Origin of the sequence: Acidovorax sp. Root267, from assembly GCF_001429215.1 — a bacterium.
In the GTDB taxonomy this organism is placed as follows: Bacteria; Pseudomonadota; Gammaproteobacteria; order Burkholderiales; family Burkholderiaceae_C; genus Acidovorax; species Acidovorax radicis.
Genome location: NZ_LMJC01000013.1, coordinates 1 through 23,115, shown reverse-complemented (window position 1 = coordinate 23,115; position 23,115 = coordinate 1). Strand labels below are relative to the sequence as shown.

Genomic DNA, 23,115 nt, shown 5'->3' with positions numbered 1-23,115 from the left:
CGGCGGAAAGCGCAGTGTAGCCAGTCCGGCTAGAACCCCGCAGCGGCCGTCCCCAGCGACGATACCCACCAGGCCAGCGCGGCACTCAGGGCCAGCACCACCAGGGCCACGGCGCGGCTGGCCAGATCGTCGCGGGATGGCGCGGCCGGCGCGGGCAGCACCTTGTCGCCCTGCAGCATGGGCCTGACGAGCCGCTGGCGGCGCACCAGCACATAGAAAACGATGGCGAGCAGGTGCAAGGCGACCAGCCCCAGCACCAGGTACTGGCCAATTTCCTTGTGATAGCCCGTGGCCTGGCCGACCACCGCGTTCGCGACGAAACGCGTGAGCGGGCCCGCGAACGCGATCTCGTCATCACTGAGCAGCCCGGTGCCCACCTGGGCCATCAGCACGGCCAGCAGAGCGAAGACCGACAGGGCGCCCAGCGGGCTGTGGCCAATGCTGTCCTCGGCGTGGGCCGAGCCCCGCAGATACCGCAATACCCGAACGGGCGAATACAGAAAGCTCGCGAAGCGCGACCAGCGCCCGCCAATCAGGCCCCAGACAATGCGGAACACCAGCAGCGCCAACACACCGTACCCCAGCCGGAAATGCCATTCCATGGCGTTGCCACCCACCTTGGCGGTAACGACCAGGGCCACGATGCTGGCGGCCAGGGCCCAATGGAAGATACGGGTGGGAAGGTCCCAGATGCGGGTGGTGTGCTGCTGCGTCATGGTGGTGGGGGCCGGGGGTATGGGAAGGGCAGATGGCCGCATTGTGAAGGAGGCTGGGTAAACCCGAAAGGGTGCCGCCGCTGCGAAATTGGCGGTAAACCGGCATACTCCCTGCGGGTCAAAAGGTTTTTGTCCACCCACGAAAAAAGGAAACTCCCCATGAAAGCACTTGCCGCGTTTGTCCTTGCCGCCGCCACGCTGACCTTGTCCGCACCGGCCTCCGCCCAGTTCGCCAAGGCGGAAGACGCCATCAAATACCGCCAGAGCGCGTTGTTCGTGATGGGCCAGCATTTCGGGCGACTCGGGGCCATGGCCAATGGGCGCATCCCCTTTGACGCCAAGGCGGCACAAGAAAACGCAGACGTGGTGGCCCAGATGGCCAAGTTGCCTTGGGCGGGCTTCGGCGCCGGCACCGACAAGGGCGCGCCCACCAAGGCGCTGCCTGAAATCTGGACCGAACAGGCCAAGTTCAAGGAACATTCCGACAAGCTCGAAGCCGAATCGGTCAAGCTGGCCGCCGCCGCCAAGACGGGCAGCCTGGACAACCTCAAGACGGCCTTTGGCGCCGCCGCAGGCACCTGCAAAGCCTGCCACGACAACTACCGCGCGAAATAGGGTACATCCCCCTGAGCGGCTGCGCCGCTTCTCCCTTCTCTCTGCGCTACGCGCTCCGGGAAGGGGGACGACGCCAGCGCACGCACGCGCAAGCGCCGCCCACGCGGCTTGGCGGCCCTTGCGCGGCGTCCGCTGGTCTGGGCAGCGCCAGTTGCAGATGCCATTTTCAATATTGATAGCTGCTGGCGTTTGCTGCATAAGCGGAAAAGGCCGATTTCATGAGAAATCGGCCTTTTGTCTTTGGAAGGACTGAGGGGGATGCGGCTCAGGTCTCGGCCAGCAGTTTCTCGATGAGCTGGTGCAGCTCGGGGAAGTTGGGTGCGCCCACATAGGTCTTCACGATCTCGCCGCGCTTGTTCACGATGAAGGTCGAGGGTGTGAGCCGCACATCGCCCCAGGCCTGGGCCACCTTGCCGGTGTTGTCGATGGCCACCTGGAAGGGCAGCTTGCGGGTTTCGGCAAAGTTCACCACGTAGCTGGGTGGGTCGTAGCTCATGGCGACGGCCAGGGTGTCGAAGCCTTTGCCGTGGTACTTGTTGTAAGTGGCCACGATCTCGGGCATTTCGGCCACGCAGGTGGTGCAGCTGGTGGCCCAGAAATTCACCAGCGTGACCTTGCCGTGCAGATCGGCCGTGGATTTGCTGGAGCCGTCCAGCAGCACAAAGGTGGATTCCGGTGCCGCAGAGCGGCCCGTATCCAGGTACACATAGGCGCCCACGGCCGCAAACGCTGCCACTGCCACACCTGCCGCCCAATGTTTGATCGCCATGACTTCCTATCCATCCAGAACTGTGGGCCGGGCCCCCGCCGGCAAGGGCCGGACACCGCACCGAAACCCGGCTGTAGCCGAGGCCTCGATTGTCGCAGCATGGTGGATTCCCGTGGCGCGCAAAAGTTCGGGCCAAAACGACTGGACCGCCACCGCACGCGGCTGTGCCGATAATCGACCAATGAACCGAACTCCGACCCGGGCTGCGGCCCTGCCGCCCGTGCTGTTGGTGATGTGGCTGGCAGGCTGCAGCCCCGCGCTGAACTGGCGCAGCGTGCCACTGCCCGAGGCCTCCATCACCGTCACGTTGCCCTGCAAGCCCGACCAGGCCGTGCGCGTGGTGGAACTGGCGGGGTCACCTGTCGAGCTGGCCATGGCGGGCTGCGATGCCGATGGCGCCACTTTTGCGGTATCGCACGCGGCGCTCCCCGATCCGGCCCTGGCGGGCGCTGCGCTCACCCACTGGCGTGCGGCTGCCATCGCCAACCTCGGCAACGGTGCGGCGGCCAGCGCGGTCGATGTGCCATATGCGCCGCCCGGCGTGTTGCCCTTGCCGCAGTCCGTGCGTACGGTGGTGCAGGGCCAGCGCGCGGATGGCGGCGCGGTGGTCGCCCAGGGCGTGTGGTTTGCACGCACCGTGGGGCCACAAATGCGGCTGTACCACGCGGTGGTCTACACCAGCAAGCCTCGGCCCGAGGTGGCTGACCAGTTCTTTGCCGGGATCACGCTCCAATGACTGGCCACAGCGTGTTGCCGCGGCGCGCCGCAGTCATCGTCTTCCTGGCCTTCGCCTTCGCCTACTTCCTGTCGGCCCTGGTGCGGGCCGTCACGGCCACCCTGGCGCCCACGCTGTCGCAGGAGTTTTCGCTGCACGCCAGCGACCTGGGGTTGTTGGCTGGGGGGTACTTCCTGGGCTTTGCCGCCACGCAGTTGCCGCTGGGCACCTGGCTGGACCGGCATGGTCCCCGGAAGGTAGCGCTGGGATTTTTGGGCGTGGCCGTGGTGGGCAGCCTGGTGTTCTCGGTGGCCACGGGATTTTCGGGCCTGCTGGCCGGGCGCGTGCTGTGTGGCGCCGGGGTCAGCGCCTGCCTGATGGCGCCGCTCACCGGTTATCGGCGCTGGTTCGAGCCCACCACGCAAATGCGCGCCAACTCCTGGATGCTCATGACGGGCTCGCTGGGCATGGTGGCGTCCACGCTGCCGGTGCAGTGGGCCTTGCCGCTGGTGGGTTGGCGGCCCCTGTTCTGGGGGTTGGCGGCGCTGATCGCGCTGTCGATGGTCGTGATTGCGGTCTGGGTGCCGGGCTGGGCTGCGGCCACCCCGGGTGCGCATGTTGCCAAGCCTGAATCGGGCAACAGTGCCGCAGTGCCCCAGGGCTACGCGGTGGTGTGGCGCCACCCATATTTCCAGCGCCTGGCTCCCTTGGGGTTCTTTGTGTACGGCGGCATGGTCGCCATGCAGACGCTGTGGGCTGGCCCATGGATGCAGCGGGTGGCGGGCTACACGCCGCTGGAGGCCGCGACGGGGTTGTTCTGGATCAACGTGTCCATGCTCTGCACGTTCTGGACCTGGGGCATGGTCAACCCCTGGCTGCTGCGCAAGGGGCTGGGGGCGGACCGGTTGATGGCTGCGGGCCTGCCGCTGTGCCTGGTGGTGCTGGTGGGCATCCTGTTCGCGGGGCCGCAGGCGGGGGGCGGGGCCTGGGCGCTGTTCTGTGTGTCGTGCACGTTTGTGTCGCTGTCGCAGCCTGCGGTGGCCATGGCGTTCCCGCAGGCGCTCGCTGGGCGTGCGTTGTCGGCCTACAACCTGGTGATTTTTGCGGGTGTGTTTGTGGTGCAGTGGGGCATTGGCCTCGGGGTGGACGCCTTTGCCGCTGCGGGCCTGTCTACCGTGCGGTCCTTTCAGGCGGCCATGGCGGTGTACCTGGCGTGCAACGCAGGCGCCTACGCGTGGTTCCTGCTGCGGGGGCGGCGCCATAATGTGCTGCAAACCACCGCGCCATGAGCACCACCAGCATCCTCATCATTGCCCACGCCCCGTTGGCCCATGCACTGCGCGAATGTGCGCTGCATGTGTTTCCCGACTGCGGCGACAGCGTGGCCGCCCTCGACGTGCAGCCCAACCAGCCGCCCGAAGAATCGTTGGCGCAGGCCCGCATCATGCTGCACCAGCTGGGCGCAGATTCCACCCTGGTGCTCACCGACGTTTTCGGTGCCACCCCGTGCAACGTGGCGCAGCGCGTGATCGAGAACGTGCGCTCGCGCCTGGTGACGGGTGCCAACCTGCCCATGCTGCTGCGCGCCGTGAGCTACCGCCACGAACCCCTTGATTCAGTGGTCACCCGCGCCGTGGTGGGGGGCACCCAGGGCGTCATGCAGGTGGCCATCTCCGCACCGCAGAACCAGAACACCCGCAACCGACATGATCAAGACCCGTACGACCATCAGCAATAAATTGGGCCTGCACGCCCGTGCCTCGGCCAAGCTGACCAAGCTGGCCGGCAGTTTCCCGTGTGACGTTTTCATGAGCCGTGGCGACCGCCGCATCAACGCCAAAAGCATCATGGGCGTGATGATGCTGGCTGCTGGCATGGGCACTGAGGTGGAGATCGAAACCAACGGGGATCGCGAGCAAGAGGCCATGGATGGGCTCCTGGCCCTGATTGCCGACAAATTTGGTGAGGGTGAATGACTTTCTCCGTCCACGGTCTCGCAGTCGCTCGCGGCATTGCCATCGGCCGTGCCGTGCTGGTGGCGTCCAGCCGGGTGGACGTGGCGCATTATTTTGTGAAGCCCGAGCAGGTCGAGGGCGAGATCGAGCGGGTGCGCAATGGCCGCAATGCCGTGGTCGAAGAGCTGCAGCGCCTGCAGACCGACATGCCGGCCGATGCGCCGCATGAACTCACCGCGCTCCTCGATGTGCACCTGATGCTGCTGCAGGACGAGGCCCTCACGGGTGGCGTCAAGCACTGGATCACCGAGCGCCTGTACAACGCCGAATGGGCGCTGACCACGCAGCTCGAAGTCATTGCGCGCCAGTTCGACGAGATGGAGGACGAGTACCTGCGCGAGCGCAAGGCGGACCTGGAACAGGTGGTCGAACGCATCCTGCGCTACATGAAGGGCGTGGCCGGCCCTGTGGCGCCGCCGGTCAGCAGCCCGCGCCGCCACAAGCAACTGGGCCTGCAGCAAGACCTGCTGCTCGACGACACCGTGGACGTGCCCTTGGTGCTGGTGGCGCACGACCTTTCGCCTGCCGACATGCTGCAGTTCAAGCAAAGCGTGTTCGCCGGTTTTGTGACCGATGTGGGTGGCAAGACCAGCCACACCGCCATCGTTGCGCGCAGCATGGACATCCCCGCCGTGGTGGGGGCACGTGCCGCGAGCCAGCTGGTGCGGCAGGACGACTGGGTCATCATCGACGGCGATGCGGGCGTGGTCATCGTCGATCCGTCACCCATCATCCTGGCCGAATACGGCTTTCGCCAGCGCCAGGTGGAGCTGGAGCGCGAACGGCTGGCGCGGTTGCGCCACACCCCCGCCATCACCATCGACGGCCACAAGATCGAGCTGCTGGCCAACATCGAGCAGCCAGGTGACGCAGCCACCGCCGTGCGCGCAGGGGCCGTGGGCGTGGGGCTGTTCCGCAGCGAATTCCTGTTCATGGGCAAGACCGGCAACCTGCCGGGGGAAGACGAACAGTACCGTGCCTACTGCGAGGCCATCGACGGCATGCAAGGCCTGCCAGTCACCATCCGCACCATCGACGTGGGTGCTGACAAGCCGCTGGACCACAAGAGCCACAAGGACAATTACCTGAACCCCGCGCTGGGCCTGCGCGCCATCCGCTGGAGCCTGGCCGACCCGGCCATGTTTCGCACCCAGCTGCGCGCCGTGCTGCGTGCGGCGGCGCATGGCAAGGTCAACCTGCTGTTCCCCATGCTGGCGCACACCCACGAGATCCAGCAGACGCTGGCGCAGGTTGATCTGGCCCGGGGCGAGCTGGATGCGCGTGGCGAGCCCTACGGCCCGGTGCAACTGGGCGCCATGATCGAGGTGCCCGCCGCCGCGCTCATGGTGCGCACCTTCCTCAAGTATTTCGATTTCCTCTCGATCGGCACCAACGACCTGATCCAGTACACGCTGGCCATCGACCGTGCCGACGAGGCCGTGGCCCACCTGTACGACCCGCTGCACCCCGCGGTGTTGCGCCTGGTGGGCGATGTGATCGCCGAGGGCGAGCGCCAGGGCAAGAGCGTGTGTGTGTGTGGTGAGACGGCGGGCGACGTGACCATGACGCGCCTGCTGCTGGGCCTGGGCCTGCGCAGCTTCTCCATGCACCCCGCGCAGATCCTGGCCGTCAAGCAGGAGGTGCTGCGCGCCGACACCCGCAAGCTCGCGCCCTGGGCGCAGCAGGTGCTGGAAGGCGACGAGCCTGCGGCGCTGCTGGCGTCTTGATCACGGTTTTGCTACTGAATTGATAGCTTTTGCGCTTGTGGATAGAGCGCTAGGGCTCAATTTTTCGTGATATCGGCGCCCGGTGCAGTCGCCACCACGGGGCGCTCGAGCGCCAACACACTCCAGTGCACATCGGCGCGGCCCTGCGTGTCCTCGCGGCGGCCGCTGTAGACCTCGGCGAGCCCGTGGCGCGCCCCTTGTTTTGCCGTGGCCTGCGCGGACACATCAAACATGCGGCGCCCCTCGGGCACCGGCCCGTGGCGCAGCGACATCACCACGCGCCCACCGGGAGCGACCAGTGCCGCCACGCAGCGCATCGCGGTCTCGCGCTCCTGGGCATCCAGGTGCATCCACACAGCGGTCAGCAGCACCAGGTCAAATGGGCGATGGCTGCCGCGCAGCACGGCAAGCGCCGGCAGGTGGTCGTCGATCCATTCAACCGGCAGCGCGGCGTGAATCCGCTGGCCGTGCTGCCGCAGCGCGGCGGTAGGCTCCACAGCCACCACCTGATGGCCTGCGCGGGCCAGCGCTGCCGCATCCCGTCCCGAGCCTGCACCGATGTCCAGCACCCGGCTGGGCCGCAGCGGAAACAGGTGGAGCACGTCGCGGTGCACATCGGAGAACGCAATGTTTTCGTACTGCGCGACCAGTGCGGCGGCGTTGGGTCCATACCCCGCAGTGCCGGGAACGAAGGGTGTCGTGGTGGTGGTCATGGCGCGAGGCAGTCTGGTGATGCAGCGCAGGTTTTACCGCAGGGCAGCGAGGGCGGACAGCTTTTCCTGTGCTGCGTCAGCGGCGGGCAACGGGCGCTCTGAGGGCAGCGTGCCGAAACGCTCGGCCAGAAAATCCAGCAGCCTGCGCACCCGCAGCGGCCCGTTTTTCTGCGCCAGTACTACGGCGTGCAGGGGCGCATCCTCCGTCGTCCACTCGGGCAACAGGGCCACCAGGCGCCCGGCCTGCAGGTCGGGCAACACGTCGAGCCGGCTTTTGTAGGCAATGCCTTCGCCTTGCACGGCCCATTGCCGCACCATCGATCCACTGGAGGCGCACAGAGGTCCGTCGATCTTCACCTGCACCCCGCGCCCGTTGCGGCTGAACTGCCACTGCACGTGGCGCCGTCCGCTCAGAAAAAAGGTCAGGCAGCGGTGGTGTGCCAGATCGCCGGGGTGTTCGGGGGCGCCGTGCTGGCGCACGTAGTCGGGGCTGGCCACCAGCACGCGGCGGTTGGTGCACAGCCGACGGGCGACCAGGCTGGAGTCGGGCAGGTCGCCATAGCGCAGTGCCATGTCCAGCCCGTCGCGCGGCAACGCCTGCACGGTGTCGCTGGCGTGCAGCACCACCTGCAACAGGGGGTGCTGCCGCAGGAACTCGGGCAGCCAGGCCGCCAGCCAGACGCTGGCCAGGTCCGTGGGCGCCGACAGGTGCACCACGCCCTGCAGGCCGCAGTAGCGGTCGCAGAGCTGCGCTTCGCCCTCGGCCCACACGGCCAGCAGGCGCTCACAGGTGTCCAGAAACTGTTCACCCTCGGGCGTCAGCCGCAGTGACCGGGTGCTGCGCTCCAGCAGCCGCACGTTCAGCTGGGTTTCAAGCTTCTTGAGCGTGGCACTCACCGCAGCGGGGGTCAAGTCCAGCTGGCGGGCGGCTTCGCTGAAGGAACCGGCGGCGGCCACGCGGGCAAACAGGCGGGCGTCTTGAAGGTGCAGCATGGTCTTCAAAAATAATTTGTGATGGATTCAATTTTGAATGCCTTTTTCAAAATTGGCTATCTCTCTACAGTCACTCCATCGTTTGTTTTTGTTGCCTGGAGAATTGACCATGACCCCTGCCACCATGAAGGCCGTTGGCCTGCACCAGTACCTGCCCATTGACCACCCCGAAGCCCTGGTGGACCTGACCCTGCCCGTGCCCACCCCGGGCGCGCACGACCTGCTGGTGCAGGTCGAGGCGATTTCCGTGAACCCGGTGGATGCCAAGGTGCGCGCCCAGAAGTCGCCGCCCCCCGCCGGCCCCCGCGTGCTGGGCTGGGATGCTGCCGGCACCGTGGTGGCCGTGGGCAGCGCCGTGAACCGCTTTGTGGTGGGTGACGCCGTGTACTTTGCGGGCGACATCACCCGCGCGGGCAGCAACGCGCAGTTTGTGCTGGTGGACGAGCGCATCACCGGCCCCAAACCCGCCTCGTTGGGTTTTGCCGAGGCCGCCGCACTGCCGCTTACCGCCATCACGGCCTGGGAGGCGCTGTTCGACCGCCTGGGCTTGTTGCCCACACCTGCCGCGGACAGCCCCCAGCGCGGTCAATCGATCCTGATCATTGGCGCGGGCGGCGGCGTCGGCTCCATCGCCGTGCAACTGGCGGTGGCGGCGGGCCTGACGGTGGTGGGCACCGCATCGCGCGCCGAGTCTGTGAACTGGGTGCGTGAACTGGGCGCGGCCCATGTGGTGGACCACCACCAACCGCTGCGCCCGCAGCTCGACGCCCTGGGTGTGGGGGAAGTCAACCATGTGCTCCTGCTGGCCGACACCGACACGCACTTTGCCGCGCTGCCCAGCGTGCTCAAACCCCAGGGGCGCGCCTGCGGCATTGTGGAGAATGCCCAACCGCTCGACCTGAACCTGCTCAAAGCCAAGAGCCTGGGGTTTGTGTGGGAGATGATGTTCACCCGCAGCATGTTCCAAACGCCCGACATGGCCGCGCAGCACGCCCTGTTGGCCGAGGTGGCGCGCCGCATCGATGCAGGCAGCCTGCGCAGCACGCTGCGCGAGGTGGTGGGCACCATCAACGCCACCCACCTGCGCGACGCGCACCGCCGCATCGAATCGGCGCACACCACGGGCAAACTGGTGTTGGCGGGGTGGTGAATATCGATTGCTACTGAATCAATAGCTTCTGGCGCTTGGTGGATAAGCGCTAGAGGCCGATTTGGTTGATATCTCTGCCCGTCAGCGTGCCCGCATCCCCATCACCGCCGCGCTGATGATCATCGCCGTAGCCAGTGCAATGCTCCAGCTGAACGTGCGGCCACTCACCACAATCAGCAGCGCGGTGGACGCCAGCGGCGTGATGTAGCTCAGGATGCCGATGTGCCGCGCGTCCCCGAGCTTGAGGGCCTTGTCCCACATGAAAAACGACGCCCCCAGCGGCCCCAGGCCCAGCACCGCCAGCAGTGCCCAGTCGCGCGGCTGCAGCGCCACGGCAGGCTCCAGCGCCACATGGCACAGCAGCGACAGCGCCCCCGACACCAGCCCGAACAGCCCGATGGCCGTGGTCGGGAAGGCGGCCACGCGCTTGGTCAGCAGCGAGTACGTGGCCCAGATGAACGCTGCAGCCAGCGCGGGCAGGTAGCCCCAGGCCAGCGTGCCGCTCAGCTCGCGGCCGCCCACGATCGCAATGGCTGCACCCGCAAAGCCCAGCAGCGCCGCCAGCACGTGGGGCGGGCGCAGCGACACGCCGGGCAGCACCACGGGCGCGAGCACCACGATGAACAGCGGCCACAGGTAGTTGACGAGGTTGGCCTCTACCGGCGGCGCGTGGCGCAGCGCAATGAAGAGCAGGAAGTGGTACGCGAACAGGCCATACACGCCGAGTGCCAGCGTGCGCAGCGGAATGCGCCACTGCGACGGATCGCGCAGCACAAACGGCCAGGCCGGCACGCTGCCGATGATGAGCGCGATGCCCGTGAGGAGGAACGGCGGAATGTGGGTGAGCGACACCCCCAGCGAGGCGAGGGAAGCCCATAGCGCGATGGCGCCCAGGGCGTAGAGATTGGCTTGCATAGGCGCCAAGGATAGGTGCACTGCCCGTTGTGCGGCGACGGTGGCTCGTCGCGGAACGACGGTGCGAGGCGTATGGAGAACGAATCGATACCGAGCCGTCAGGTCGACGCGTCGGTCAGCGGGTCTGCTGCGGCAGGCTGTCGATCTGCGGATCGCAGGCGGGGCTGATGGATGAGGCGGCGCGCGCCACTTTCCACCACACTGCAGCAGAGGTGGTGAACGCGGTCAGGAGGAATGAAAAGAAGCCTGCCAAGTAGTACAGCTGGTCGCGCCAACCGAAATGACGGTCGATGACCAGAAGCGTCGCCACGCCGAGGCTGGCTGTAACCACCATCGTTGCAATCGAACGGGGCGACAGTCTTTTGAATCGTTGAAGTACAAAGGCACTGATAAAAATGGCTGCTGTGAGCACAGCCAGGAGCAGAGGGGAGAGCATGATCAAGACGCCAACGGCACGTACTGGTGCGTTGTCAGGGCTGCCGTCTGCGTGGACGTAAGGAGTTTGCGCGACGGGCAACACCAGGCAGATGGCAGCCACAGTCCAAAACGCCATCGAGGCCATCAGGGACGCCACGAACATACGGAGCGGTGCAACGCGAGTCATGATCTTGGCAGATGTTGAGAGGTGTGGAGCTTGAGGTAGCCCTATGCCTGGAGACGCCGCAGCGCCGCCGTCAACGCCGAGGGGGAGCGGTAGCCCGTGCGCCGCGCCACCTCGCCGACAGCCAGGCCGCTGTCGCGAAGCAACTGGGCATGCTCAAGCCGCAGGCTGCGCACCCAGGCCATGGCGCTCATACCCCGGTCGTCGCGACAGCGTGCCGCGAACTGGCTGGGGCTGAGGTGCACGCGCTGTGCCAGGTCGGCCACGGTAAGGGGTGTGTGCCACTGCTGTGCGGCCCACTGCTCCAGCGCGGTCCAGTCGATAGGGCGGCGGACGTGGCTGCCTGGGGATCCGGTGATGGCGCGGTCGATGCTGTCAGCCAGCCAGGCTTCGCGCAACAGCGCAGGGCCGTGGACCTGGGCCAGGGGAGCGCGGTGCCGTAGGGCGGTAGCCAGGTAGCGCACCAGTGGCAGGGCCGGGGCGGGCAAGATGGAATGGCCGGCGCGCTGCGCGGCGCATCGCGCCCAGTCAGAGTGGCTGCTGTCCAGCACCAGGCAAAGGCTACCGCCGGGGGATGCGAAGTCGTGCCGGTCACCAGGTGCGATCACGCAACCCGCGCCAGGGTCCACGCGCCAGCCGCGGCCTTCGACCTCAAGCTCCAGCGCGCCCGAGAGGCCCAGCAGGATCTGGAAATGTGCGTGGCTGTGGCTGCCCGGCGATGCGCCATAGCGCCGCAGCGAGAGCGATTCCGCCGGGCCCATGTGCGTGCGCTCTGCAGTTTTTCTCAGCGCGGGACTTACACGCCTGCGGCGTGTGCCTGCTGATCGGCGTGGTAGCTGCTGCGCACCATGGCGCCCACCGCCGCGTGGCTAAAGCCCATCTTGTAGGCCTCTTCCTCGAACATCTTGAAGGTGTCGGGGTGCACGTAGCGGCGCACGGGCAGGTGGCTGTTGCTGGGCGACAGGTACTGGCCGATGGTCAGCATGTCGATGTGGTGTTCGCGCATGTCGCGCATCACCTGCAGGATCTCTTCGTCCGTCTCGCCCAGTCCGACCATGATGCCGCTCTTGGTGGGCACCTTGGGGTGCAGGGCCTTGAACTTCTTGAGCAGGTTCAGGCTGAACTGGTAGTCGGAGCCCGGACGCGCTTCCTTGTACAGGCGGGGCGCGGTTTCCAGGTTGTGGTTCATCACGTCGGGCGGCGCGGCCTTCAGGATTTCGAGCGCGCGGTCGTCGCGGCCCCGAAAGTCGGGCACCAGGATCTCGATCTGCGTGGTGGGCGACAGTTCACGGATGTTCTGGATGCATTCCACGAAGTGGCCGCTGCCGCCATCGCGCAGGTCGTCGCGGTCCACGCTGGTGATCACCACGTACTTGAGCTTGAGTGCGGCAATGGTCTTGGCCAGGTTCAGTGGCTCGTCCTTGTCCAGCGGGTCGGGGCGGCCATGGCCCACGTCGCAGAACGGGCAGCGGCGCGTGCACTTGTCACCCATGATCATGAAGGTGGCCGTGCCTTTGCCAAAGCATTCGCCGATGTTGGGACACGACGCTTCTTCGCACACCGTGTGCAGCTTGTGTTCGCGCAGGATTTCCTTGATCTCGTAGAAGCGCGTGGTGGGGCTGCCCGCCTTCACGCGAATCCATTCGGGCTTCTTGAGCACCTCACCCTGCTCCACCTTGATCGGAATGCGCGACAGCTTGGCGGCAGCCTTTTGCTTGGCCAGCGGGTTGTAGGCTTCGGTGGATTGCGCTTCGCGGACGACTTCAGGGGTGCTCATGGCTGTAGGCAGAGTTCAGGGCGCCAACCGGATGCTGAGCTGCTGGCCCAGCACCTGCGCGGCTTCTTCCCAGGTGGTTTGGACCCCGATTGTAGAAAGGTCCACCGTTTTCAATCCTGCGTAACCGCAAGGGTTGATGCGCGCGAAGGGTTCCAGGTCCATCGCCACATTGAGTGCCACGCCATGGTAGGTGCTGTGCCGGCTGACCTTGATGCCGAGGGCTGCGATCTTGCCCAGGCCCTCGAAGTCCGGGATCGGCGCTGACGTGCCGATGCTTTTTTGTGGCCTTTGGGGCAGCATGGCGTGGCTGTAGGGGTCATTCAGGCGCACATAGATGCCGGGGGCACCACCCACGCGATGGCCGGTGATGCCAAAGTGCGCCAGCGTGCGGATCACGGCTTCTTCCACGCGGTAGACGTACTCCTTGACGAAGTAGCCGGCGCGCTGCAGGTCGATCAGCGGGTAGGCCACCACTTGGCCGGGACCGTGGAAAGTGACCTGCCCGCCACGGTTGGTGGCAACGACGGGGATGTCGCCCGGGTTCAGCACGTGATCACTTTTGCCTGCGAGTCCCTGTGTATACAGCGGGGCGTGCTCACACACCCACAATGCGTCTGGCGTGTCGGGGGTGCGGGTGGCCGTGTAATCCTGCATCGCCTGCACGGTGGCGCCATAGTCCACGCGGCCCAGTATGCGAATGTCGATGCCCATGCGACAAATTTGCTGCAGCCTCGGGCTACAGAACCACCTTCACCATGGGATGCGACGACAGCGCACGGTACAGGCCGTCGAGCTGCTCGCGGCTGGTTGCAGTGATGGTGATGGTTACTCCGAGGTAATTGCCAGCGCGGCTGTCGCGAAGTTCAATGGTGCCAGCGTCAAAGCTTGGATCAAACTGGCGGGCCAATTCAGTGACAACATGCACAAAGCCGTCCACCTTGGCGCCCATGACCTTGATGGGGAACCTGGAGGGGTATTCGATCAACGAGTCTTTGCGCGGATCGTTAGTCTGTGCGTCGAGGCCGTTGGCAGGTGGTGGGCTGGAGGATGTCATGGTGAATGCTGCTTCGGTTTCAATAGCTGGCAGGGCTTTGCCATTGTGCGCCAGCGGGGTTGTCGTACTAGCGCCTGGCGCACGACGGCATGCCCCAGACCAGTGCATGGCGGTGCGGAAGAAAGGAAAAAAGCCGTTGGACTGTCACCACAACAGAGCACACACACGCACCGGTTTCAGGCCGGGCTTGCAGGTCTTTGTCGAGCGTCACGGGTTTTTACTTATAATTAGAGGCTTTGTGAAAGTTGCAGTCTGTAACGCGGGCGTCATTCAACGATGAAAACAATCCCGCCTGAGACTGAAATTGAGGCTGAAGAATCTGACTTCAAGCCCCTGACGGCCCAAGAGGCAGAGCAGTGGCGCAGTCGCAATCCTTCCATCTCGGTATGGAAGGTGGTGGCAGGTCAGGCGCTGGTCGGAATGCTGGTGGCCCTGGTGGCCTGGGTTCTGACGGGCAGGGCATCGGTGGGCTGGTCTGCAGCTTATGGTGCGCTGGCTGTGGTGGCTCCGGCAGCTTTGTTTGCTCGCGGTGTGTTGCGTCATTCGGCGTCTTCCAATCCGCGTGCTGCCATGGTGGGGTTCTTTGGCTGGGAGATCGCCAAGATCGTGCTGACAGTGGTGCTGCTTGCAGTGGCACCTCGGCTGGTGCCGGGCTTGAGCTGGATTGCCTTGCTGGTTGGCATGGTGGTCGCAATGAAAACGTACTGGGTGGCACTTTTGGTGCGGCCTGGTGTCCGAAAAACCGATTGATATAGAGAAGAGTTGTCCGATGGCCGCAGAAGCGCACGCTCCGACTGCAAGTGAATACATCGTTCACCACCTGCAGCATCTTCAAAACGTCAACCAGACCAAGATTGTTGATTTCACCGTCATCAACTATGACTCGATCATCGTGGGTTTGGTTCTGGGTGCCCTCACCCTTTTGATTCTGTGGTCAGCTGCCCGTAAGGCAACCTCTGGCGTCCCAGGCCGCTTCCAGGCTGCGGTGGAGATGCTGGTCGAGATGGTGGACAACCAGGCCAAGGCCAACATCCACAACGCCGAAAGCCGCAAGTTCATCGCCCCTCTGGGTCTCACGGTGTTCGTCTGGATCTTCCTGATGAACTTCATGGACATGCTGCCTGTGGACCTGCTGCCCGCCATCTGGGCCCAGATATATGGTGCTGCCGGCCATGATCCTCACCACGCCTACCTGCGTGTCGTGCCGACGGCCGACCTGTCGACGACCCTGGGTCTGGCGTTTGCCATCCTGATCCTGCGCTTCTGGTACAGCGTCAAAATCAAGGGCGCTGGCGGCTGGGCGCACGAACTCGTGTCGGCGCCATTCGGCACCAGCAAGAATCCCATCTTCGCCCTGATCCTGGGCGTGGTGAACCTGCTGATGCAGATCATTGAATATGTCGCCAACACCGTGTCGCATGGCATGCGGTTGTTCGGCAACATGTACGCTGGCGAACTGGTGTTCATGCTGATTGCCCTGATGGGCGGCGCAGCTGCACTGTCGCTGTCGGGTGTGCTGCTGCCTGTGGGCCACGTCATCGCTGGCACCATCTGGACGCTGTTCCACATTTTGGTGATCTCGCTGCAAGCGTTCATCTTCATGATGCTTGCGCTGATCTACCTCGGTCAGGCGCACAACGCGCACTAAGTTTCCCTTTCGCTTTTTCTTTCCTTAACTTTTCTTTTTTACTCAGGAGTCATCATGGAAAACATTCTCGGTCTCGTCGCTCTGGCTTGTGGTCTGATCGTTGGTCTGGGCGCTATCGGCGCTTCCATCGGTATCGCACTGATGGGTGGCAAGTTCCTCGAATCGTCGGCACGTCAGCCTGAACTGATCAACGAACTGCAAACCAAGATGTTCATCTTGGCCGGTCTGATCGACGCTGCCTTCCTGATCGGCGTGGCCATCGCTCTGCTGTTCGCATTCGCCAACCCCTTCGCTTCGACGTTCTTGGCCAACCTGCCCAAGTAAGTCCCGTTCAACGCCACTCTAGAAAGGTGTTGCCGTGAGTATCAACGCGACCCTGTTCATTCAGGCCATCGTCTTCTTGATCCTGGTGTGGTTCACGATGAAATTCGTGTGGCCCCCGATCGCGAAGGCGTTGGATGAACGAGCCCAGAAAATCGCCGAAGGCCTCGCTGCTGCCGACCGTGCCAAGTCCGAACTGACCGCTGCGAACCAGCGCGTCGAGAAGGAATTGTCACAGGCGCGCAACGAAACGGCCTCGCGTCTTGCGGACGCCGACCGACGTGCCCAGGCCATCATCGAAGAAGCCAAGGCACGCGCCACGGAAGAGGGCAACAAGATTGTCGCTTCCGCACGTGCCGAAGCCGAACAGCAAACCGTGCAAGCCCGCGAGGCCCTGCGTGAGCAGGTCGCTGCGCTGGCCGTCAAGGGGGCTGAGCAGATTCTCCGCAAGGAAGTCAATGCCGGCGTTCACGCCGACCTGCTCAACCGCTTAAAGACCGAGCTGTAAGGGGACACACATGGCTGAACTCGCCACCATTGCCCGCCCTTACGCGGATGCTCTGTTCAAAGCCGCGACTGCGGGTGCGGGCATGGACCTGGCCAGCACTGCTGACTGGGTCGATGAACTGGCGGCCATTGCCGCCAACCCCCAGTTGCGCCAGCTGGCGGACAACCCCAAGGTGACCGCAGACCAGGTGTTTGCAGTTGTCACGGGTGTGGCGCGCTCGGCGCTGTCCGACACGGCCAAGAACTTTCTGCGCACAGTCATCGACAACGGGCGCCTCAACGCGCTTCCGGAAGTGGCTGCGCAGTTTCGTGCCCTCGTGAATCGCCGTAGCGGCTCTTCGGATGCTGTGGTGTACAGCGCCTTTCCGATGGACAGTGCCGCACTGTCCGAGGTCAGCGCAGCGCTGGAAAAGCGCTTCGGCCGCAAGCTCAATCTCGCCGTTCAGCAGGACGAGTCTTTGATTGGCGGCATTCGCGTAGTGGTGGGTGACGAGGTGCTGGACACTTCGGTCAAGGCCCGTCTTGAACAAATGAAAGCGGCCCTCACCGCGTAACACGCGGCGAGGACAGCGAACCAAAGAAAGAAGGAAAGAGTCATGCAACTCAATCCCGCAGAAATTTCTGAACTCATCAAGAGCCGCATCGAAGGTCTGGCTGCCAGCAGCGATATCCGCAATCAGGGTACCGTGGTGTCCGTGTCGGACGGTATCGTGCGCGTTCACGGCCTGTCGGACGTGATGCAAGGTGAAATGCTTGAGTTCCCCGCCACCAAGGACGGTCAACCTTCCTACGGTCTGGCTCTGAACCTCGAGCGCGACTCCGTCGGCGCCGTGATTCTGGGTGAGTACGAACACATCTCGGAAGGCGACACCGTCAAGTGCACGGGCCGCATTCTGGAAGTGCCCGTCGGCCCCGAGCTGATTGGCCGCGTGGTGAATGCTCTGGGCCAGCCGATCGACGGCAAGGGTCCCATCAACGCCAAGCTCACCGACGTGATCGAAAAGGTCGCTCCGGGCGTGATCGCCCGTAAATCGGTGGACCAACCCCTGCAGACCGGCCTGAAGTCCATCGACTCCATGGTGCCTGTGGGCCGTGGCCAGCGCGAGCTGATCATTGGTGACCGCCAGACCGGCAAGACGGCCGTGGCCATCGACGCCATCATCGCCCAGAAGGGCCAGGGCGTGACCTGTATCTACGTCGCCATCGGTCAGAAGGCTTCGTCGATCAAGAACGTTGTGCGCGCACTGGAACAAGCCGGTGCCATGGACTACACGATCGTGGTGGCCGCATCGGCCTCCGAATCGGCCGCCATGCAGTACGTGTCGGCCTACTCGGGTTGCACGATGGGCGAATACTTCCGCGACCGTGGCGAAGACGCCCTGATCGTGTATGACGACCTGTCCAAGCAAGCCGTGGCTTACCGCCAAGTGTCGCTGCTGCTGCGCCGCCCACCAGGCCGTGAAGCCTATCCTGGCGACGTGTTCTATCTCCACAGCCGTCTGCTCGAACGCGCAGCCCGCGTGAACGCCGACTACGTCGAAGCCTTCACCAAGGGTGAAGTCAAGGGCAAGACGGGTTCGCTGACGGCTCTGCCGATCATCGAAACGCAAGCTGGCGACGTGTCCGCTTTTGTGCCTACCAACGTGATCTCGATCACGGACGGCCAGATCTTCCTGGAGACCAGCCTGTTCAACGCCGGTATCCGCCCCGCCATCAACGCCGGTATCTCGGTGTCGCGCGTCGGTGGTGCTGCCCAGACGAAGTTGGTGAAGAACCTGTCCGGTGGTATCCGTACCGACCTGGCCCAGTACCGTGAACTGGCTGCGTTCGCGCAGTTCGCTTCCGATCTGGACGAAGCCACCCGCAAGCAGCTGGACCGCGGTGCCCGCGTGACCGAACTGCTCAAGCAGGCGCAGTACAGCCCGCTGTCCATTTCGTTGATGGCCTCTACGCTGTTTGCTGTGAACAAGGGCTTCATGGACGACATCGATGTCAAGAAGGTTCTCGACTTCGAACACGGCCTGCACCAGTTCCTGAAAACCAGCCACGCCGCTCTGCTGGCCAAGCTGGAACAGGCCAAGGCCATGGACAAGGACGCAGAAGCCGAATTGACCGCTGCCATCGGCGCGTTCAAGAAGTCGTTCGCTTAAACCGGACGAGGAGCCATCATGGCAGCAGGCAAGGAAATACGCGGCAAGATCAAATCGGTGGAAAACACCAAGAAGATCACCAAAGCCATGGAAATGGTGGCTGCATCCAAAATGCGCAAGGCGCAGGAACGGATGCGGGCTGCCCGCCCTTACAGCGAGAAGATCCGCAACATTGCAGCCAATCTCGGCCACGCCAATCCGGAATACGTGCATCCGTTCATGAAAGTGAACGATGCCAAGACGGCGGGCGTGATCGTGGTGACGACCGACAAAGGCCTCTGTGGTGGCATGAACACCAACGTGTTGCGCGTCGTGACGTCCAAGCTGCGTGAGCTGCAGGGTGCTGGCGTGTCCACCGAGGCGGTTGCCATCGGCAACAAGGGCCTGGGTTTTCTGAACCGTGTCGGCGCCAAGGTGGTTTCGCACGTGACGGGTCTGGGCGACACACCCCATCTGGACAAGCTGATCGGCCCCGTGAAGGTGCTGCTCGATGCGTATGCAGAAGGCAAGATTAACGCGGTGTACCTGAGCTACACCAAGTTCATCAACACCATGAAGCAGGAGTCAGTGGTGGAGCAGCTGCTCCCTCTGTCGTCCGCGCAGATGCAGGCCGAGAAGACCGAACATGGCTGGGACTACATCTACGAGCCCGATGCACAGACCGTGATCGACGATCTGCTGGTCCGCTATGTCGAGTCCCTGATCTACCAGGCCGTTGCGGAAAACATGGCGTCCGAGCAGTCGGCACGCATGGTGGCCATGAAGGCTGCCACCGACAACGCCGGCAGCGTCATTGGCGAGTTGAAGCTGGTCTACAACAAGACGCGCCAAGCAGCGATCACGAAAGAACTTTCGGAAATCGTATCCGGCGCCGCAGCTGTGTAAGCGGCTCAACCAACATCTAAATTGGAGCGAAAAATGGCTCAAGTGCAAGGCAAGATTGTTCAATGTATCGGCGCTGTGGTGGACGTTGAGTTCCCGCGCGACCAGATGCCCAAGATTTACGACGCTCTGAAGCTCGACGGCTCGACCCTGACGCTGGAAGTGCAGCAGCAGCTGGGCGACGGCGTGGTGCGTACCATTGCGCTGGGGTCTTCCGACGGCCTGCGCCGCGGCATCATGGTGACCAACACCCACGCGCCGATCACAGTGCCCGTGGGCAAGGCCACGCTGGGCCGCATCATGGACGTGCTGGGCGCGCCCATCGACGAACGTGGTCCTGTCAGCCAGGAACTGACGGCATCCATCCACCGCAAGGCCCCTGCGTACGACGAACTGTCGCCTTCGCAAGAGTTGCTGGAAACCGGCATCAAGGTGATCGACTTGGTCTGCCCGTTCGCCAAGGGCGGCAAGGTGGGTCTGTTCGGTGGCGCCGGTGTGGGCAAGACCGTGAACATGATGGAACTCATCAACAACATCGCCAAGGCCCATAGCGGTCTGTCGGTGTTCGCTGGTGTGGGCGAGCGTACCCGCGAAGGGAACGACTTCTATCACGAAATGGCCGATTCCGGCGTGGTGAACCTGGAGAAGCTCGAAGAGTCCAAGGTTGCCATGGTGTATGGCCAGATGAACGAGCCCCCAGGCAACCGTCTGCGCGTGGCGCTGACCGGCCTGACCATCGCTGAGTCGTTCCGCGACGAAGGCCGTGACGTGCTGTTCTTCGTGGACAACATCTACCGCTACACCCTGGCCGGTACCGAAGTGTCCGCCCTGCTGGGCCGTATGCCTTCCGCCGTGGGCTATCAGCCTACGCTGGCTGAAGAAATGGGCCGTCTGCAAGAACGTATCACCTCGACCAAGGTGGGTTCGATCACTTCCATCCAGGCCGTTTACGTGCCTGCCGATGACTTGACCGATCCATCGCCTGCCACGACGTTTGCCCACTTGGATTCCACCGTGGTGCTGTCGCGTGACATCGCTTCGCTGGGTATCTACCCTGCCGTGGACCCTCTGGACTCCACCAGCCGCCAGCTGGACCCGAACGTCGTGGGTGAAGACCACTACGCCACGGCCCGTGCGGTGCAAGGCACGCTGCAGCGCTACAAGGAACTGCGCGACATCATCGCCATTCTGGGCATGGACGAACTGGCTCCTGAAGACAAGCTGGCCGTGGCCCGCGCGCGCAAGATCCAGCGTTTCCTGTCGCAGCCTTTCCACGTGGCCGAAGTGTTCACGGGCTCGCCAGGCAAGTACGTTCCACTGTCGGAAACCATCCGTGGTTTCAAGATGATTGTGGCCGGCGAATGCGATCACCTGCCAGAACAAGCTTTCTACATGGTGGGCACCATTGACGAAGCCTTCGAAAAGGCCAAGAAGGTGGCCTGATTGCCCGGCGGCTGAGCAGCCCTGTGCTGCCTGGCCACCATGAGCAATTCAGCAACCCCTCTTTTCCTAGGAGCAATGATGAACACCATCCACGTTGATGTGGTCAGTGCCGAAGAGTCCATCTTCTCCGGTGAAGCGCGTTTCGTGGCGCTGCCTGGTGAAGCTGGCGAGTTGGGCATCTATCCCCGCCACACCCCGCTGATCACCCGTATCAAGCCGGGCTCGGTGCGCATCGAAATGGCTGACGGTTCCGAAGAGTTTGTCTTCGTGGCCGGTGGCATTCTGGAAGTGCAGCCCAACTGCGTGACCGTGTTGTCCGATACCGCCATCCGTGGCAAGGACCTGGACGACGAGAAGGCCAATGCCGCCAAGGCCTCTGCTGAGGAAGCCCTGAAGAATGCCAAGAGCGAGATCGACCTGGCCAAGGCCCAGTCTGAACTGGCCGTGATGGCTGCGCAGATTGCAGCGCTTCGCAAGTTTCGCCAGAAGAAGTGATTCTGGACCTTGCGGATCTGCCCAAAAAACCCGGCCATGCCGGGTTTTTTTATGCCCGCTTCGTACAAAAGACGTGGGCTGCGTGAGGCGACCGTGGAGTGACTCAAGGCAAAGGCAACGCTGGGGATGCTTCCACTAGACGGATCTGTAAACCTTCACAGGCCACGGAGAGCTCATTCCCCGTATCCGCCTGAAGCAGCAGGCGGCTGGCCAGAAAGGCGCGCGCTACGGCCAGCGAGCGTACGCCAAACGACAGTGATTCAATCCGCAGATGGCGTCCGGGAACCAGCTCCAGGGAGATGTCGGGCGTGAGCGCAATCGAATGCCCGGAGTGCGCGCCGGCGAGCGCTCGCCATTGGCGCCCGAGTGTCTCGATATCTGGTGTGCCCATGCGTATGGCGTGCAGTCCAATGATCCCCAGAGGGCCACCCTCACGGTGCAGCAGGGCCTGCCGATGTTGCGCACGGCGGTGTACCGGCGTGGCAGCTTCTGACCAGGGGTAGATGGCTGCGTGCGGGTCCCATTCGCAAAAGAACACGCAGCAGCTGGGGGCGGACAGGTCGAGCAGCACCGCATTGGTGAAATTTGTGACCAGCTCACCCTGGGTGTTCTCGGACTGGAAGGTGCGGGGAGGCTTGTTGGTGATGCCTGCCTCATTCACCCACCCGAGACTTTCTGACAAGGGCTGGGCCGGCTCCAATGCAAAACCGTGGATCAGGGGCGGTTGCGCATGGGCGGGAAGATCGCTATTGGAGGCGGCTGCCCAAAACTCCAGGTCCGTGTTGCCCGCATAGACCCAACCGTACGTGGCGAAATCGGTGCGCTGCAAGGGCCAGGCGACGGGCAGGCCGAAGGTCTCGCTGAAGTGCCTGAACAAAGGCTCGACCGCGTCGAGCCGCAGCATGACATGGTCAACGGAGCGGTAGCTGGAAGGCATCTTGGTGTTCGGGGTTGGTGGCGAGACTATTGTCCGGGCATCCCCTTTGGATGGGGCCTTTTGAATTACAACCCACGGCCCCATGCAAAAAAGGCCGGGGCCCCTCACGGGACCCCGGCCTTTTTGGCGTCTGCAATCACCCGCCCCATGCGCAATGCATGGAGCCTTGGGAATTACATGGCGCTGAATTCGCCCGAAGGGATCTGGCCAGTGCGCAGGGCTTCAGCAGCCTGGGCACGCACAGCAGCGCGGTCAGCGGTGGACTTGTAGGTCACCACACGCGAACCAGCAGGCTCAATGGAGCGGGTCTGTGCCACGGTAGCGGCTTCAGCAGCCACTTCAGCGCGGGTGCGGTTCGTGTCGAACTTGGTGGCGAACTGCGAAGCATCGGCTTCGTCAGCCTGGGCACCGAANACGGCAGCGCGGTCAGCGGTGGACTTGTAGGTCACCACACGCGAGCCAGCAGGCTCGATGGAGCGGGTCTGTGCCACGGTAGCGGCTTCAGCAGCCACTTCAGCGCGGGTGCGGTTCGTGTCGAACTTGGTGGCGAACTGCGAAGCATCGGCTTCGTCAGCCTGGGCACCGAAAGAAGCGAAAGCGGCAACGGCGGCGATAGAGAGGAAACGAGCGGTGTTGTTCATGGTGAAACTCCAGTGAAATTCAAAAAATGGGGACGAGGTACTTGGGAATACGAAAACGTGTGAACCGTGGATTCAACAAGAATCAACCACGCTCACCAGAAGGGATCTGGCCGGTGCGCACGGCATCCGCAGCCTGGCTGCGCACCGCAGCGCGGTCAGCGGTGGACTTGTAGGTCACCACACGCGAACCAGCAGGCTCGATGGAGCGGGTCTGTGCAACCGTAGCGGCTTCAGCAGCCACTTCAGCACGGGTGCGGTTCGTGTCGAACTTGGTGGCGAACTGCGAAGCATCGGCTTCGTCAGCCTGGGCACCGAAGGAAGCGAAAGCGGC

29 protein-coding genes are annotated in these 23,115 nt (G+C 63.8%); 16 read left to right on the top strand and 13 right to left on the bottom strand.

What is annotated here, in order from left to right; all coding sequences use genetic code 11:
• Positions 1–29: 29 nt before the first annotated feature.
• The gene (locus ASE39_RS13575) at positions 30–716 is read right to left on the bottom strand and encodes a cytochrome b/b6 domain-containing protein (protein ID WP_057271498.1); all 687 of its coding nucleotides are present in this window, start codon (positions 714–716) and stop codon (positions 30–32) included.
• Positions 717–875: 159 nt separating this feature from the next.
• Between ASE39_RS13575 and ASE39_RS13570 the strand changes: the two genes are divergently transcribed.
• The gene (locus ASE39_RS13570; protein ID WP_010467195.1) at positions 876–1,331 is read left to right on the top strand and encodes a cytochrome c; all 456 of its coding nucleotides are present in this window, start codon (positions 876–878) and stop codon (positions 1,329–1,331) included.
• A 265-nt stretch (positions 1,332–1,596) separates the two neighbouring features.
• On the opposite strand, the gene ASE39_RS13565 is transcribed toward ASE39_RS13570, so the two are convergent.
• On the bottom strand, positions 1,597–2,100 hold the full coding sequence (locus ASE39_RS13565) for a TlpA disulfide reductase family protein (protein WP_010467197.1): 504 nt from the start codon (positions 2,098–2,100) through the stop codon (positions 1,597–1,599).
• A 181-nt stretch (positions 2,101–2,281) separates the two neighbouring features.
• On the opposite strand from ASE39_RS13565, the gene ASE39_RS13560 reads away from it, so the two are divergent.
• The 5 genes from ASE39_RS13560 to ptsP are packed head-to-tail and all read left to right on the top strand — an operon-like array spanning position 2,282 to position 6,557.
• The gene (locus ASE39_RS13560; RefSeq protein WP_029414399.1) at positions 2,282–2,836 is read left to right on the top strand and encodes a hypothetical protein; all 555 of its coding nucleotides are present in this window, start codon (positions 2,282–2,284) and stop codon (positions 2,834–2,836) included.
• On the top strand, positions 2,833–4,104 hold the full coding sequence (locus tag ASE39_RS13555; protein ID WP_057225636.1) for an MFS transporter: 1,272 nt from the start codon (positions 2,833–2,835) through the stop codon (positions 4,102–4,104). The genes ASE39_RS13560 and ASE39_RS13555 overlap by 4 nt, the downstream gene beginning before the upstream one ends.
• Positions 4,101–4,553, top strand: coding sequence for a PTS fructose transporter subunit IIA (locus ASE39_RS13550; protein WP_010467203.1), 453 nt, complete (start codon positions 4,101–4,103; stop codon positions 4,551–4,553). Before ASE39_RS13555 ends, ASE39_RS13550 begins: the two co-directional genes overlap by 4 nt.
• Positions 4,522–4,791, top strand: coding sequence for an HPr family phosphocarrier protein (locus tag ASE39_RS13545; RefSeq protein WP_010467204.1), 270 nt, complete (start codon positions 4,522–4,524; stop codon positions 4,789–4,791). The genes ASE39_RS13550 and ASE39_RS13545 overlap by 32 nt, the downstream gene beginning before the upstream one ends.
• On the top strand, positions 4,788–6,557 hold the full coding sequence (gene ptsP / locus ASE39_RS13540) for a phosphoenolpyruvate--protein phosphotransferase (RefSeq protein ID WP_010467205.1): 1,770 nt from the start codon (positions 4,788–4,790) through the stop codon (positions 6,555–6,557). The genes ASE39_RS13545 and ptsP overlap by 4 nt, the downstream gene beginning before the upstream one ends.
• A 56-nt stretch (positions 6,558–6,613) precedes the next feature.
• Here the strand turns inward: ptsP and ASE39_RS13535 are convergent, their stop codons facing one another.
• A complete protein-coding gene (locus ASE39_RS13535; protein ID WP_057271497.1) occupies positions 6,614–7,270 on the bottom strand; it encodes a class I SAM-dependent methyltransferase in 657 nt (218 codons plus the stop codon).
• Positions 7,271–7,303: 33 nt separating this feature from the next.
• Entirely contained in the window at positions 7,304–8,263 is a 960-nt protein-coding gene (locus tag ASE39_RS13530; protein WP_057271496.1) for a LysR family transcriptional regulator, read from the bottom strand.
• Positions 8,264–8,387: 124 nt separating this feature from the next.
• Here ASE39_RS13530 and ASE39_RS13525 point away from each other — a divergent pair, with 124 nt between their 5' ends.
• A complete protein-coding gene (locus tag ASE39_RS13525) occupies positions 8,388–9,413 on the top strand; it encodes a zinc-binding alcohol dehydrogenase family protein (RefSeq protein WP_057271502.1) in 1,026 nt (341 codons plus the stop codon).
• A gap of 81 nt (positions 9,414–9,494) precedes the next feature.
• On the opposite strand, the gene ASE39_RS13520 is transcribed toward ASE39_RS13525, so the two are convergent.
• The 6 genes from ASE39_RS13520 to ASE39_RS13495 form a co-directional block, all read right to left on the bottom strand.
• Entirely contained in the window at positions 9,495–10,328 is an 834-nt protein-coding gene (locus ASE39_RS13520) for a DMT family transporter (protein ID WP_057271495.1), read from the bottom strand.
• Between the two features lie 115 nt (positions 10,329–10,443).
• The gene (locus ASE39_RS13515) at positions 10,444–10,932 is read right to left on the bottom strand and encodes a hypothetical protein (protein WP_242421434.1); all 489 of its coding nucleotides are present in this window, start codon (positions 10,930–10,932) and stop codon (positions 10,444–10,446) included.
• A 41-nt stretch (positions 10,933–10,973) separates the two neighbouring features.
• Positions 10,974–11,690 (bottom strand): AraC family transcriptional regulator, encoded by a 717-nt coding sequence (locus ASE39_RS13510; protein ID WP_057271493.1) that lies wholly within the window; start codon positions 11,688–11,690, stop codon positions 10,974–10,976.
• A gap of 35 nt (positions 11,691–11,725) precedes the next feature.
• The gene (lipA, locus tag ASE39_RS13505; RefSeq protein WP_010467215.1) at positions 11,726–12,706 is read right to left on the bottom strand and encodes a lipoyl synthase; all 981 of its coding nucleotides are present in this window, start codon (positions 12,704–12,706) and stop codon (positions 11,726–11,728) included.
• Positions 12,707–12,721: 15 nt separating this feature from the next.
• On the bottom strand, positions 12,722–13,417 hold the full coding sequence (gene lipB / locus ASE39_RS13500; protein WP_057271492.1) for a lipoyl(octanoyl) transferase LipB: 696 nt from the start codon (positions 13,415–13,417) through the stop codon (positions 12,722–12,724).
• 25 nt (positions 13,418–13,442) lie between these two features.
• Entirely contained in the window at positions 13,443–13,760 is a 318-nt protein-coding gene (locus ASE39_RS13495) for a DUF493 family protein (RefSeq protein WP_057271491.1), read from the bottom strand.
• A gap of 276 nt (positions 13,761–14,036) precedes the next feature.
• Between ASE39_RS13495 and ASE39_RS13490 the strand changes: the two genes are divergently transcribed.
• The 9 genes from ASE39_RS13490 to ASE39_RS13450 all read left to right on the top strand — a co-directional run bounded on the left by ASE39_RS13490 (position 14,037) and on the right by ASE39_RS13450 (position 21,206).
• Complete coding sequence (locus ASE39_RS13490) at positions 14,037–14,510, top strand: ATP synthase subunit I (RefSeq protein ID WP_057271490.1); 474 nt, start codon at positions 14,037–14,039, stop codon at positions 14,508–14,510.
• A gap of 19 nt (positions 14,511–14,529) precedes the next feature.
• Positions 14,530–15,408 (top strand): F0F1 ATP synthase subunit A, encoded by an 879-nt coding sequence (gene atpB / locus ASE39_RS13485; RefSeq protein WP_010467223.1) that lies wholly within the window; start codon positions 14,530–14,532, stop codon positions 15,406–15,408.
• Between the two features lie 54 nt (positions 15,409–15,462).
• Positions 15,463–15,732: a F0F1 ATP synthase subunit C gene (atpE, locus tag ASE39_RS13480; protein ID WP_007847749.1), complete on the top strand. Its 270-nt coding sequence runs from the start codon at positions 15,463–15,465 to the stop codon at positions 15,730–15,732.
• 34 nt (positions 15,733–15,766) lie between these two features.
• Complete coding sequence (locus ASE39_RS13475) at positions 15,767–16,237, top strand: F0F1 ATP synthase subunit B (RefSeq protein WP_007847746.1); 471 nt, start codon at positions 15,767–15,769, stop codon at positions 16,235–16,237.
• A gap of 10 nt (positions 16,238–16,247) precedes the next feature.
• Positions 16,248–16,790: a F0F1 ATP synthase subunit delta gene (locus tag ASE39_RS13470; protein WP_010467227.1), complete on the top strand. Its 543-nt coding sequence runs from the start codon at positions 16,248–16,250 to the stop codon at positions 16,788–16,790.
• A gap of 42 nt (positions 16,791–16,832) precedes the next feature.
• Positions 16,833–18,386: a F0F1 ATP synthase subunit alpha gene (gene atpA / locus ASE39_RS13465; protein WP_010467229.1), complete on the top strand. Its 1,554-nt coding sequence runs from the start codon at positions 16,833–16,835 to the stop codon at positions 18,384–18,386.
• 18 nt (positions 18,387–18,404) lie between these two features.
• Positions 18,405–19,271 (top strand): F0F1 ATP synthase subunit gamma, encoded by an 867-nt coding sequence (gene atpG, locus ASE39_RS13460; RefSeq protein WP_010467230.1) that lies wholly within the window; start codon positions 18,405–18,407, stop codon positions 19,269–19,271.
• Between the two features lie 33 nt (positions 19,272–19,304).
• Complete coding sequence (gene atpD / locus ASE39_RS13455) at positions 19,305–20,711, top strand: F0F1 ATP synthase subunit beta (protein WP_010467231.1); 1,407 nt, start codon at positions 19,305–19,307, stop codon at positions 20,709–20,711.
• Positions 20,712–20,789: 78 nt separating this feature from the next.
• Positions 20,790–21,206, top strand: coding sequence for a F0F1 ATP synthase subunit epsilon (locus tag ASE39_RS13450; RefSeq protein WP_010467232.1), 417 nt, complete (start codon positions 20,790–20,792; stop codon positions 21,204–21,206).
• Between the two features lie 103 nt (positions 21,207–21,309).
• Here the strand turns inward: ASE39_RS13450 and ASE39_RS13445 are convergent, their stop codons facing one another.
• From ASE39_RS13445 to ASE39_RS13435, 3 genes are all read right to left on the bottom strand, one after another.
• Positions 21,310–22,143, bottom strand: coding sequence for a hypothetical protein (locus ASE39_RS13445; protein ID WP_057271489.1), 834 nt, complete (start codon positions 22,141–22,143; stop codon positions 21,310–21,312).
• Positions 22,144–22,557: 414 nt separating this feature from the next.
• On the bottom strand, positions 22,558–22,784 hold a 227-nt coding region (locus tag ASE39_RS27110; protein WP_057271501.1), incomplete at its 3' end, for a hypothetical protein.
• Between the two features lie 82 nt (positions 22,785–22,866).
• Positions 22,867–23,115 (bottom strand): hypothetical protein (locus ASE39_RS13435; RefSeq protein WP_057271488.1); only part of this gene is annotated, 249 nt, incomplete at its 5' end.